Raw genomic sequence first — 12,339 nt, 5'->3', positions numbered from 1 at the left:
CCTGATCCAGTTCGTGCCCGATCTGGTGGCGGGTGACTATGAACCGGCCCTGCAGACCGTGTTCGACGTGGCCGCCGGCGTCGTCGACCCCGCGGGCGATCGCCTCGATTTCGGCATAGCCGGCGTCGTAACTGGGGATGGGGCGCCCACTTTCGGTCTTGTGGATCGTCAGCCGCGACGAGGCGAAGCCCAGTGCGCCACATTCGACCGCCTCGGCGGCGAGCTTGCGCATCAGCGCCAGGTCCTCGGTGGTCGCGGGCTCTCGGTCGATGCCGCGCCGGCCCATCACGTACACCCGCAACGGCGAGTGCGGCAGGAATGCCGCCACATCGATATCGAGCCGGCGAGACCCCAGGGCATCGAGGAACTCGGGGAACGTCTCCCAGGTCCACGGCAGGCCGTCGACCATCACCACCCCGGGGATGTCCTCGACGCCGGCCATCACATCCACCAACACGTCGTGGTCGTCGGTGCGGCACGGCGCGAAACCCACCCCGCAATTGCCCATCACCGCGGTGGTGACCCCGTGCGCCGAGGACGGGTTGAGCCGGTCCGACCAGATCGCCTGGCCGTCGTAGTGGGTGTGCAGGTCCACGAACCCGGGGGTGACCAACAGGCCGGTGGCGTCGATCTCGCGTTCGGCAGGCTCGGGCGCGGACCCCACTGCCACGATGACACCGTCGCGCACCGCGACATCCCCGGCGTACGGTTTCCCGCCCAGGCCGTCGACGATGGTGCCGCCGCGGATGCACAGGTCATAGCTCATCTAACAAACCTACGACGACTACCTGTGTATGCCCATGGGGTTGGCCGAAATTGGTGGGGTTGTCGGTGGCGCATGCCAGGATCTCGGCTGTGATCGATCACTTCGGCATCAACTGCATCGACTTCGCCAAGGCGGCCGAGTTCTACGACACCGTGCTCGGTGTCCTCGGCTACACCCGGCAGCTGGATCATGGCGTGGCCATCGGCTACGGCACCGACGGACACCCGGCGTTCTGGATCGCCGACGCCAGTGCCGGTGAGGTCGGCGGGCCCAACCGCGAGATCCACGTCGCCTTCCAGGCCAACGGGGCCGACGCCGTCACCGCGTTCTACGATGCCGCGCTGAAACTGGGAGCCGAGTCGTTGCATGCACCGCGGCTGTGGCCCGAGTACCACCCGGGCTACTTCGGCGCCTTTGTCCGCGACCCCGACGGCAACAACGTCGAGGCGGTCTTCCACGGCGCCGCGGCGTCATAGCGGCGCACAGAGTTACAGCGGTTCCAGCTCCGAGATCAGCCAATCGCCGTCGACCCGGCTGAGGCTGACCCGGTAGGCCAGGGCGTCCTTGGTCGAGGGGCCGCCGCCGGCCGGCTGTGCGGTCTGGTCGACGAACACCACCACCTTGGCCTCGTCGTCCGACAGTGACTCCACGCCGGTGTTGCGCACCGTGGCGCTCTGGGTGACATTGTCGGGTTTCTCGCGGATGCGCTTTCGGTACTCGTCGACAGCCGCGCCGGTCAGCACCTTGCTGACCGCGTCGGTGTCGCCCCGACTCGTGGTGGGCGTGAAGCTCAAGACCTTGACGACATTGGTGGTGACGAAATCGGTGACTTGTTCGCGGGCATGGTCATCGTCGGCGATCGGAGCCGGCGCCGGTTGACCTTTGACCGACAGCTGCCAGAAGCCCAGCCCGGCGACCACGACGATCCCCACGATGAGCGTGAGGACCAGAATCAGCCAGCCGCGCGTGCGTGTTCCCATCAGTTGACGAACTCCAGCTTCGAGGCCTTGTAGCTACCGTCGACGTGCTGCACGGTGACCCTGGTGCGTTGCAGCGAAACGACGCCGACCGGGTTGCTCGTGACCGTGACCTTGGTGTCGACCGCGACCAGGACGACCGCCTCGTCGGAGAACACCGATTCGACGCCCGCGCCGGTGACCGTTCCCTCGGTGTGCACGCCCAGCTCGCGCGCCTTGCGTTTGATCTCGGGCGCCTGGTTCTGCAGGTCGGCGCGAAACTTGTCCGTGGCCCCGTCCATGATCATCGCGAGATCGGTGTCGACGGTGTCCGCGCTGACGGTCACGGTGTGCAACGCGAACGTCTCGGCCGCCTCGACGTAGGGCTGCCACGAGGGCGTGCTGCGCGGCACGGGCGTGGAGCGGATGAACTGGCTGATCGTGAACACCAGGGTGCAGACCAGTAGGACCGCCAGCGCGGCGGGCACCACAACCCTTGCCGGGCCGGGTTTCTGGGGTCGATGCGGTTGCGGGATCGGGCTGGGCCCCGACCAGCCGGGCGACAGGTGCGGCGCGCTGATCACCGGGAGACTCGGCGCCGAGAACGTCGGGGCCGCGATGATCCGGGGTGGCTCGGCCGACACCGACGGCGTCGGCGTGGGCGGCGCGGACGGGGCGCGCTGAGGTACCGGGATGACGGGCTGCGGCGACGCCGGCGCCGCGCCGAGCGCTTTGGCGAAATCCGCGCACCGCTCGTAGCGTGCGCCGCGATCCTTGGCCATGCCCTTGCGGATCACGTCGTCGAGATGGACCAACTCGGGGCGCTCGGTCCGCAGGCTCGGGGGAAGCTCGTTGAGCTGCTTGCTGATCACCACCGCGGGATTGGAATGGTGGAACGGAGAATGGCCGGCGAGAAGCTGAAAGGCGCTGGCCGCCAACGCATACTGATCGGCGCGGCCGTCCATCGGTTGTCCCAGCAGCTGTTCGGGAGCGGAGTAGGCCATCGACCCCACGGCCATGTTGGTGGCGGTGATCCCGCTTATGTCGTCGATACGGCGGGCAACGCCGAAGTCGGCCAACAGAATTCGTCTTCGAGCCGTCTGCGGGCCGGTCAGCAGGATGTTGGCGGGCTTGACGTCACGGTGAAGCAGGTTGCGCTCGTGGGCGTAGTCGAGTGCCTCGGCGATGGCGGTGACGATCTCGACCGCTTCGGTCAGCGGCATCCCGCCGGGATGCTGGTCGCGCACATAACGCGCGGCGTCGGTGCCGTCGACGTAATCCATCGCGATCCACAGCTGCCCCTCGTGCTCACCCCGATCGTGCAGACCGACGATGTGGGGATGCCAGAGTGTGGCGGCAATGTCGGCTTCCCGGTTGAACCGGTCACGGTACTGGGCATCGTTGGTCAGCGAGGCCGGCATGATCTTGAGCGCGTCCTGGCGGGGGAGTCGCGGATGCTGGGCCAGATACACCTCACCCATGCCGCCGGAGCCGAGCAGACGTTGAATCGTGTACCCGGCGAACACGTCACCGGTATTCAACGGCATGCCCGTGATGGTAGTCGGGACGGCCGCCGCCCGGTTCGCGAGTAGCGTCGGGATCATGACTGCTGCCGATTCCGACGCCGTCCGGGAACTGCTGCGCGACGCATTCACCCGGCTGATCGAACATGTCGACGATCTCACCGACGGGCTCACCGAGGACGTCTCGCGGTACCGCCCGACCCCCCAGGCCAACAGCATCGCGTGGTTGATCTGGCACAGCGCGCGGGTCCAGGACCTGCAGTTGTGTGACATCGCGGGGGTCGAGCAGGTGTGGACCCGCGAGGGCTGGAAAGACCGATTCGCGCTCGACCTACCGGCCAACGACATCGGGTACGGACACAGCGCCGAGGACGTCGCGAAGGTGCACGCCCCGGCGGACCTGCTGGCCGGGTACTACCGGGCGGTCCACAAAGACACCCTGGCCTACATCGCCGGCGTGACCGCCGAGGAACTCGGCCGCATCGTCGACACCAACTGGGACCCGCCGGTGACGGCGAGTGCGCGCCTGGTCAGCATCATCGACGATTGCGCCCAGCACCTCGGTCAGGCGGCATATCTGCGCGGCATCATCCCTTGATCGCCCGATGGTGGCCGCCGATCGGCGTGGCCGCCATGGTGCTGCTCGGATGGGCGGTCCGGCGCGGGCCGGTGCCGGTCGACATCTGGTTCCAACGGCTCGGCAGTGAGATGGGCGCGTATGGAGATGCCTTCCTGCTGTTCACCACGCCGTTGTTGATGACGGCTGCGTTGATCATCGGCATCGTCGTCGCGGTGCGGCAACACCGGACCGGGTTGGCGCTGGCCATGGCGGTCAGTCCACCGGTGGCGATCGGCATTGTGCGGATCTCTAAACCACTCTTCGGCCGCGAGAAGGGCGGCGCGCTGGCCTACCCCAGCGGCCACACCACCTTTCTCGTGGTGGTGGTCGGCCTGCTCGTGGTGGTGGCGGGGGTGACGTTCTGGGCGGTGTTGATCGGGCTCTGCGTCAGCCTGTTGGGCACATTCGGGCAGGCCGTCACCTATCACTACTTCACCGATGCCCTCGGTGCGGCGTTGCTGGGCACATCCGTGGTGTGTGTGGCCGCGATGTTCGATCGCTTCGGGCGGGCCGATCGGGACGTGGGCATGTCACCTGAACTTCGCTGAGCGATGAACGCCTCGACGTGCGGCGTTTTCTTTTCGGCGACGATCGCCGAGCGGTCGGTCGATGCCGCCGCGCTTCCCTCGTCGGGGTCATTTTCAGGTGCGGCCTAACGGTCAAGTACCCCTTGATGGTTCAGACCCAGGCGATTCTTGGTGTTGCACCGGACAAGACTTTCGGTTGTCGAGGTCTGCCTCGGCAACCTTCGCCGGCCGTAGCGAGCTGCGGAAATAGCGACTTTTGCTGGTTTGCACCAATGAAATTTGCGCTCACGATAATTGCGTATGCAAATATCGGTCGAAAACGAGCTGAGAAAAAGCTGAGATCTTGATGAGTAGCGAGTAATTTTCTGCACGTGCCGAGTCATCGGCCAGCCCAAACATCAAGTCATCGAGGGGATTTCATCTATGAGCAGTCGCGTTTCCAGTGGTCTGACGGCATGCGTAGCCATCGCCGGCGCCACCGTCATCGCCGCCACCCCGGTGGTCGCTTCACCGCCGACGCGTGTGGTGGAAGCGTCGGTTGCGCTCACGGGGGTGAGCGACTTCATTGGCAAGAAGCCGGACGCACTGCTCATCATGGCGGCGGAACGACTCGCCCAACAGCCCCAGCAGGTACCGTTCATCCCCGCGATCGCGGCGGCAGCCATCGTTGCCGGTGACAACGACCGGCTGTACACAGTCGCACGGTCGATCATCGATGCCCCGCTGTACGTCGCGGATCCGCTCATCTACGCAGCGGCCGCGATCTTGCCGGAATCTCAGGGCGGCAACCCGGAGGAACCGGCGAACTCGGCCATCTGGACCGAATTCCGCGATGGAACGCTGTATGGCTTGAGGCAAGATCTTCACGGAGTCGTTGCCGATGCGCTGGGGGTGAGCGCGGATCAAGACGCCAACTACGCCTACGACCTGTCGAACAAGTTGATCGAATCCGGCATCCGACTCGCCAGCTTGCCTGTCCTCCAGGCCTCGAGCCTGATCACCCTTGCTCAGGCAGTGGAGGGCGGTAACAACGTCGAGATCTACAAGGTGGTCCGCGATTACATCGACGGCCCGCAGTGGGCGATCGATCCGGCCATCGACGGGATTGCCGAAGCGCTCCCTACGTCGCTCGGTGGCGGTACTAACCACAATCCCAAGGATCCGAACGGTGATGGCACCCTCATGCAGTTCCGCAACAAGGAAATGCTCGGTGTGCGAAACGCGGTACGGGTTGCGGCCGCGAACGTTCTCGGAGTCGACGTGAAGCCCGACGGCAACCTGCCTGACCCTGCCGCCAAGCAGTCGCAGCAGGCCACCCTGCAGGCCGACGCGCCCGAGACCGGCAAGCGCGACGTGTCGAACCTCAAGCCGCACGTCACCAACCTGAACGCCAAGATCAAGAAGTCGGTCGATGACGCCAAAGACCGGGCCGAGAAGCGTCGGGAGACGGTCAAGACAAACGTGGAAAACGCGGTGAACAAGGCCAAGACTGCGGCGTCGAACCTGACCAAGAAGGTCACGTCGAAGAAGGAATCGGGGACCTCGAAGGACGAGTCGAAGGGCTCCGAGGACTGAGCTTGGGGTGGAGGCTGACAGCGGGCGGTGACCGAGAGGTAGCCGCCCGCTGTCGGCATTGCGCTTTACCCGGAATTAGCCATCGCCGAGCGTGCACACAGATCGCAAATTCGGCCATCTGGGCGATCTGAATGCACGCTCGGCGCATGCCCGCGCCGAGCCGCACTTGACAGGTGTCAACCCCGGTGCGACGTGGGTCACAAATGGTGATTAACATAGGCACCATGACAGCGACGCCAGATGTAGATCTGACCGGAGAGTTCTCGGGTTCCGGCACCATTCACAACCCCGCGACCGGTGCCGTCGCAGGCCAGGTGACCTGGACCGACGCCGCCGACGTGCCGCGCATCGCGGCCGGTCTGCGGGAGGCCCAGAAAGAATGGGAAGCCCGTGGCGCCAAAGGCCGCGCGAAGGTCCTCGCCCGGTACGCGGTATGGCTCGGCGAGCACCGTGAGGAGATCGAAAAGCTCCTGATCGCCGAGACCGGCAAGTCAGCGATGGACGCCGCCCAAGAGGTGCCGTTGCTGATCATGATCCTCTCCTACTACATCAAGGTCGTGGAGAAGGCGATGGCGCCGGATTCCCGCCCGGCCCCGCTGGCCTTCCTGTCGATCAAGAAGATCGCTGTGCACTACCGGCCGCGTCCCGTCGTCGGGATCATCGCCCCGTGGAACTACCCGGTGGCCAACGCGATGATGGACGCCATCGGTGCCTTGGCGGCCGGCTGCGCGGTGTTGCTCAAGCCGTCCGAGCGCACTCCGCTGACCGCCGAGGTGCTGCTGCGCGGCTGGCTGGATTCCGGTGCGCCCGAGGTGTTCGCGCTGGCTCAAGGTGCCCGCGAGGTGTCGGAGGCCGTCATCGACAACTCCGATTACATCCAGTTCACCGGCTCGTCGGCGACCGGGGCCAAGGTGATGGAGCGCGCCGCGCGCCGCCTGACCCCGGTGAGCCTGGAGCTCGGCGGCAAGGATCCGATGATCGTGCTCGAGGATGCCGACGTCGAGCTCGCCGCCAACGCCGCGGTGTGGGGCGCGATGTTCAACGCCGGGCAGACGTGTGTGTCCGTCGAGCGGGTGTACGCCCTCGAGTCGGTCTACGACCAGTTCGTGGCCGCCGCCGTCAAAGCCGTGGAGAACCTCAAGATGGGCACCGGCGAGGGCTACCACTTCGGCGCCCAGATCGACGAGAGCCAGGTCGCCATCACCGAACGCCACGTCAACGAGGCCGTCGCCGCCGGCGCCAAGGCGCTGACCGGTGGCAAGCGGCCCGAAGGTGGCGGGAGCTTCTTCGAGCCGACCGTGCTCGTCGACGTCGATCACTCGATGGCCTGCATGACAGAAGAGACCTTCGGCCCGACGCTGCCGATCATGAAGGTGTCCTCGGTCCAGGAGGCAGTGCGCCTGGCCAACGACAGCCCCTACGGGCTGAGCGCCTCGGTGTTCTCCAAGGATGTCGAGCGGGCGAAAAAGGTGGCGCTGCAGCTTGATTGCGGTGCCGTCAACGTCAACGACGTGATCTCCAACCTGATGTGCACCACCGCCCCGATGGGTGGCTGGAAGACCTCGGGCATCGGTGCCCGCTTCGGTGGCGTCGACGGGGTGCGCAAGTTCTGCCGGCAGGAGACCGTCGTGGTGCCGCGCACCAGCGTGGGTGCCGGCGGCACGTACTACAACAACTCAGAGAAGGCGTTGGGCCGGATGAACAAGATGATGACCAAGCTGGCACTGGCCCGTCCGCGCCGCACCGCGAAGTAGCCCAGCCTCTATGTTGGTGATGTATCGTTAAGGCATACATCACCAACATTGGGGTTTGTCGTGGCGGTGACCCAGATCGATCTCGACGACGACGCTCTGGTCGAGGTTATGCGTATCGCCGGGGTGCGCACCAAGAAGGATGCCGTGAACCTCGCGATGCGCGATTACGTCGACCGGTTCCGCCGCATCGAGTCCCTGGCGCGCTCACGCGAGCAGTCGAGCGGCTGGGACTACGAGGGTTGGGTGTCCGCGCGGACGGATGAGAAGTCCGTCGGGACGTGATCGCGTTCCTGGCGGCTTCCTCGGCGATATGGCGCTTGCAACGGCAACCGGAACTCACCGAAGTTTGGGATCCTGTACTCGTCAGCGGGGCCATTGGTTCATGCGAACCGCAGCGGGCGGAGTTTCGTAGATCGGCGCGGAACGCTGACGAGCTCGACGAGATGAATCTGATGTTTCGCGACGTGTATCCCGACGTACCTGTACCGAAAGCTGTTTGGCGCTGGATCGATTCGGCTCAACACCGGCTCGCGGCCGCCGGCGCGGTGCGCGCACTGTCGGTCGTTGATCTGTTGGTCTGCGCTACCGCTGCTGCTAAGGGGTTGGTGGTCCTGCACGACGACGCCGATTTCGAGCTTGCCCAGCGTTACCTCGCCGACGTAAACGCGCACCGCGTCGTCGACCCGTAGCGGGCCCGGCAACCTGGCGTTCACCAAGGCATCACTCCCGATTCCGGAAGCACGGATACCGTCGGCCGGTGACCCTCGACATCACCGGCTACGCGGTCCGTGACGACGACGATGACGACCCCGTGCTGCTGCTCGAACCCGGCGGTGAGGTGGTCGACACCTGGCGGGAGAACTACCCGTACGACGACCGGATGTCGCGCCACGAGTACGACGAACAGAAGCGGCTGCTGCAGATCGAACTGCTCAAGCTGCAGAAGTGGAGCCAGGCCAACGGCCTGCGACACGTCATCGTGTTCGAGGGACGTGATGCCGCCGGCAAAGGCGGCACCATCAAGCGGTTCATGGAGCATCTCAACCCCCGCGGCGCGCGGGTCGTTGCGCTGGAGAAGCCGACCGAGAAAGAGCGCACCCAGTGGTACTTCCAGCGCTACGTACAGCACCTGCCCGCCGCCGGTGAGATCGTGTTGTTCGACCGGTCCTGGTACAACCGCGCCGGGGTGGAACGGGTGATGGGCTACTGCACTCCCAAGCAACATGCCGAATTCATCCGTCAGGCTCCGTTGTTCGAGCAGATGCTGGTCAACGACGGCATCAGCCTGACCAAGCTGTGGTTCTCCGTCACGCAGTCCGAGCAGCGCACCCGCTTCACCATCCGCCAGGTCGATCCCGTGCGGCAATGGAAACTTTCGCCCACCGACCTGGCGTCGCTGGACAAATGGGACGACTACACCTTGGCCAAAGAAGAGATGTTCGCCTGGACCGATACCGAAATCGCGCCCTGGACCGTGGTGAAGAGCAACGACAAGAAACGCGCCCGTATCAACGCCATGCGTTACGTGCTCGGTAAGTTCGACTACGACAACAAGGATTTTGACGTGGTCGGCCACGCCGATCCGCTGATCGTTGGGCGAGCCTTGTCGGACTGACCCGTCCGACCGGGATTAGGAGGACGGCGTGCGCTTCATCATGACGCTGTTCCTGTGGGTGGTGACGACGGTCCTGCTGGCTGCGGCGGTGCCCTCGGTGTGGCTGCAGAAGAACATCATCGACCAGGATGGCTATTCGGCCTTCGCTGCGGACGCAGCCACCGACCCGCAATTGCAACGCGCGGTGGCCGGTGAACTGACCACCCAGGTGCAGACCCTGGCGGCGCAGAGCGGCTCCGGGGTTGACGCGCGGCGGATCGGCGTCGTTGCCAGCGCCTACACCGCCGGCTCGGACTTTCCCCGTCAATTCGCGTTGGCCAACCAGGTCGCACACACGTGGATGTTCACCGACCGGTTGTCTCGCAACGAGAACGGCAACTGGGTCGTCGACCTGGCCCCGATGCTCTCGGATCCCTCGTTTCACGACACCCTGAACGGCTTCGGCATCGAAGTGCCGCAGACCCTTACGGTTCCGATCGCATCCTCTGCGCCGGAGGGCTTGCGGCCAGGAATCCTGCGTCCGTTGGCCGTATGGGGCCCGTGGGTCAGTGTCGGGGCAACCGTGCTCGCCGGAGTCTTCGCCCTGCTCACCCTGGCGGCCGCCCGCGCTCGCGGTAAAACCCTTGCTGCCCTGGGCATCTCCGCGCTGTTGGTGGGAGCGGGTGGCTGGGCCGGGTTGGAGGCCGGCCGACGCTACCTCAACCAGGCGCTCAACCACACCAGTGGCGATATCCGTCAGATCGCCGACGCGATGGTGGGCCACGCGATCGACAGCCTGCATCAATGGCTCAACCTCACCCTGGCCGCCGGTGGCGGGCTGGTGGTGTTCGGCATCATCGTGGCGCTACTCGGTGGGCTGCGGCGGCGGGACTGATCGGCCACACCAACGGGCCTACGAACGCCGCTTTCGACGCCAGGGTTGTCGTTCCCGCCCCATGGCAACCCTGGTGTCGAAAACGGCGACGCCGAAAGCCCTAGGAACCGAGCACCTGCCAGAGGAACTCGTACGTCAGCGCTGACTTGAAGGCGGCTTGCTTGTTGTCCGCCGCGCCACCGTGCCCGCCTTCGATGTTCTCGTAGTACAGCACCCGGTGCCCGGCCGCCTCGAGTGCCGCCGTCATCTTCCTGGCGTGCCCGGGATGTACGCGGTCATCGCGGGTCGAGGTGGTGATCAGGATCGGCGGATAGGTCGCTGAGGCCGAAATGTTCTGGTATGGCGAGTATTTCGACATGAATTCCCAGTCCGCTGGATCGTCAGGATTGCCATATTCGGCCACCCACGACGCACCCGCCAGCAGCAGGTGGAAACGCTTCATGTCCAGCAGCGGAACACTGCACACCAACGCCCCGAACAACTCCGGATAGTGGGTGAGCATGACGCCCATCAACAGACCGCCGTTGCTGCCGCCGGACGCACCGAGCTGCTCGACCGTGGTGATCCCGCGGCGCACCAGATCTGCGGCGATCGCGGCGAAATCCTCGTACACCAGATGACGGTTCTCCCGCATCGCCTGCTTGTGCCAGTCCGGCCCGTACTCACCGCCACCGCGGATGTTTGCCTGTACGTAGGTGCCGCCGCGGGCCAGCCAACCACGGCCGATCCCGCCGATATAGCCCGGTGTCAACGAATTCTGGAACCCGCCATAGCCGTACAGATACGTGGGGCTCGGCTCGTCGCGGCGACCCACCACGAAATAGGGAACCTGAGTGCCGTCGGCGGAGGTGGCGAAGAACTGCTCCACCTCGATGCCGTCGGCGTCGAAGAACGCCGGCGCCGACTTCACCTCGGTCAACGATCCGCCTGCGGTGCCGTACAGCAATCGTGACGGGGTGGTGAATCCGCTTGAGTTGTAGAACACCTCGTCGCCGAAGGGATCGATGTCGACGACGATGGTGTCGGCGGCCGGCGGTATGTCCGGCGCATCGTGGCGTTCCCACGTCCCGGGCGTGACCACCTCGACGTGGCTGGCGACATCACGCAGCGTGATCAGGATCAGCTTGTCGCGGGTCCACTGCGCGGCGGACAGGCAGCTGTGCTCGTCGGGCTCGTAGATCATCGCGAGATCGGCCGTGCCAGCGAGGAATTCGTCGAAATTGGTGCCGAGCAGCGCGCCGGCGGGGTAGGTGACGTCCTCGACCTGCCAGTCGGTCCGCAGCGAGATCAGCAGCCACTCGCGGTGCAGCGACAGTGACGAGTCGGTCGGCACCTTGATCTCGATCAACTCGCCGTCGCGCAGCTCATAGCGGATGCGGTGGTAGAAGTCGGTGTAGCGGCCCAACCGGGTGTGCTCGAAACCGGGCGTCCGGTCAACGGAGGCGATCACCCGCACATCGGTCGGCTCGGCCTCGTACACGGTCTCGGCCTCGGCCAACGGCTGCCCGCGACGCCAGCGCTTGGCGATCCGCGGATAGCCGGATTCGGTCATCGAGCCCTCGCCGAAGTCGGTGCACACCAGCAGGGTGTCCTCGTCCTCCCAGGACACCGACGACTTGGCCTCTGCCAACTCGAACCCATCGTCGACGAATTCCCTTGTCCGCATGTCGAACTCACGCACCACCGTGGCGTCGGCCCCACCGCGCGACAGGCTGATCATCGCCAGCGTGTGGTCGGGCTCGATCACCTCCGGCCCGGCCCACACCCAGTTCTCGTCCTCGGCGCGGACCAACTCGTCCACATCGAGGATCACGTCCCAGTCCGGGTTGTCGGTGCGGTAGCTCTCCAGCGTGGTGCGCCGCCACAGGCCGCGGGGGTTCGCCTCGTCGCGCCAGAAGTTGTACAGGTACTCACCGCGCCGGCCGGGATAGGGAATCCGTGCGTCGGTGTCGAGGATCTCCAGGATCTCCGAGCGCATCGTCTCGAATCGTTCGCCGCTCAGCTCGGCGATCGTCGGCTCGTTGTGGGCACGCACCCACGCCAACGCGTCGTCGCCGGTGATGTCCTCGAGCCACAGATAGGGATCCGCTGGGTCCGTTGCCACCCGTCCATTGTGACCACGCGCGTACT

The 12,339-nt window shown here is 65.5% G+C and carries 11 protein-coding genes and 2 pseudogenes; 9 read left to right on the top strand and 4 right to left on the bottom strand.

Going from position 1 to position 12,339, the window contains the following annotated elements; genetic code table 11:
• Positions 1 to 766 (bottom strand): amidohydrolase family protein (locus A5699_RS26290; protein ID WP_231965836.1); only part of this gene is annotated, 766 nt, incomplete at its 3' end.
• An 89-nt stretch (positions 767 to 855) separates the two neighbouring features.
• Here A5699_RS26290 and A5699_RS26285 point away from each other — a divergent pair.
• On the top strand, positions 856 to 1,242 hold the full coding sequence (locus A5699_RS26285) for a VOC family protein (RefSeq protein ID WP_067776211.1): 387 nt from the start codon (positions 856 to 858) through the stop codon (positions 1,240 to 1,242).
• Positions 1,243 to 1,254: 12 nt separating this feature from the next.
• On the opposite strand, the gene A5699_RS26280 is transcribed toward A5699_RS26285, so the two are convergent.
• Both A5699_RS26280 and A5699_RS26275 read right to left on the bottom strand, forming a co-directional pair.
• Positions 1,255 to 1,746, bottom strand: a complete 492-nt coding sequence (locus tag A5699_RS26280; RefSeq protein ID WP_067776175.1) for a hypothetical protein — start codon at positions 1,744 to 1,746, stop codon at positions 1,255 to 1,257.
• Positions 1,746 to 3,269 carry a serine/threonine-protein kinase gene (locus A5699_RS26275; RefSeq protein WP_067776208.1) on the bottom strand — a complete coding sequence of 508 codons (1,524 nt, stop codon included), beginning with the start codon at positions 3,267 to 3,269 and terminating at the stop codon, positions 1,746 to 1,748. Before A5699_RS26275 ends, A5699_RS26280 begins: the two co-directional genes overlap by 1 nt.
• Positions 3,270 to 3,324: 55 nt before the next feature.
• Between A5699_RS26275 and A5699_RS26270 the strand changes: the two genes are divergently transcribed.
• From A5699_RS26270 to A5699_RS26235, 8 genes and pseudogenes are all read left to right on the top strand, one after another.
• Positions 3,325 to 3,843, top strand: coding sequence for a mycothiol transferase (locus A5699_RS26270; protein WP_067776172.1), 519 nt, complete (start codon positions 3,325 to 3,327; stop codon positions 3,841 to 3,843).
• Positions 3,840 to 4,412, top strand: coding sequence for a PA-phosphatase (locus A5699_RS26265; protein WP_067776169.1), 573 nt, complete (start codon positions 3,840 to 3,842; stop codon positions 4,410 to 4,412). The genes A5699_RS26270 and A5699_RS26265 overlap by 4 nt, the downstream gene beginning before the upstream one ends.
• Positions 4,413 to 4,814: 402 nt before the next feature.
• Positions 4,815 to 5,966: a YtxH domain-containing protein gene (locus tag A5699_RS26260; protein WP_067776168.1), complete on the top strand. Its 1,152-nt coding sequence runs from the start codon at positions 4,815 to 4,817 to the stop codon at positions 5,964 to 5,966.
• A 224-nt stretch (positions 5,967 to 6,190) separates the two neighbouring features.
• Entirely contained in the window at positions 6,191 to 7,720 is a 1,530-nt protein-coding gene (locus A5699_RS26255) for an aldehyde dehydrogenase family protein (protein WP_067776165.1), read from the top strand.
• A gap of 60 nt (positions 7,721 to 7,780) precedes the next feature.
• Positions 7,781 to 7,933, top strand: a pseudogene (locus A5699_RS26250) (type II toxin-antitoxin system VapB family antitoxin); the annotation flags it as partial.
• A 97-nt stretch (positions 7,934 to 8,030) separates the two neighbouring features.
• A pseudogene (locus tag A5699_RS26245) lies at positions 8,031 to 8,409 on the top strand (VapC toxin family PIN domain ribonuclease).
• Between the two features lie 68 nt (positions 8,410 to 8,477).
• A complete protein-coding gene (ppk2, locus tag A5699_RS26240; protein ID WP_067776157.1) occupies positions 8,478 to 9,335 on the top strand; it encodes a polyphosphate kinase 2 in 858 nt (285 codons plus the stop codon).
• Between the two features lie 28 nt (positions 9,336 to 9,363).
• Positions 9,364 to 10,209 carry a hypothetical protein gene (locus tag A5699_RS26235; RefSeq protein WP_067776155.1) on the top strand — a complete coding sequence of 282 codons (846 nt, stop codon included), beginning with the start codon at positions 9,364 to 9,366 and terminating at the stop codon, positions 10,207 to 10,209.
• A gap of 100 nt (positions 10,210 to 10,309) precedes the next feature.
• On the opposite strand, the gene A5699_RS26230 is transcribed toward A5699_RS26235, so the two are convergent.
• Positions 10,310 to 12,313: a prolyl oligopeptidase family protein gene (locus A5699_RS26230; RefSeq protein WP_231965835.1), complete on the bottom strand. Its 2,004-nt coding sequence runs from the start codon at positions 12,311 to 12,313 to the stop codon at positions 10,310 to 10,312.
• Positions 12,314 to 12,339 lie beyond the last annotated feature (26 nt).

It is taken from the genome of Mycobacterium sp. E802 (assembly GCF_001666875.1).
GTDB lineage: Bacteria > Actinomycetota > Actinomycetes > Mycobacteriales > Mycobacteriaceae > Mycobacterium.
Note: the sequence above shows the minus strand (reverse complement) of the source record. Positions and strands in the feature narration are given on the sequence as shown.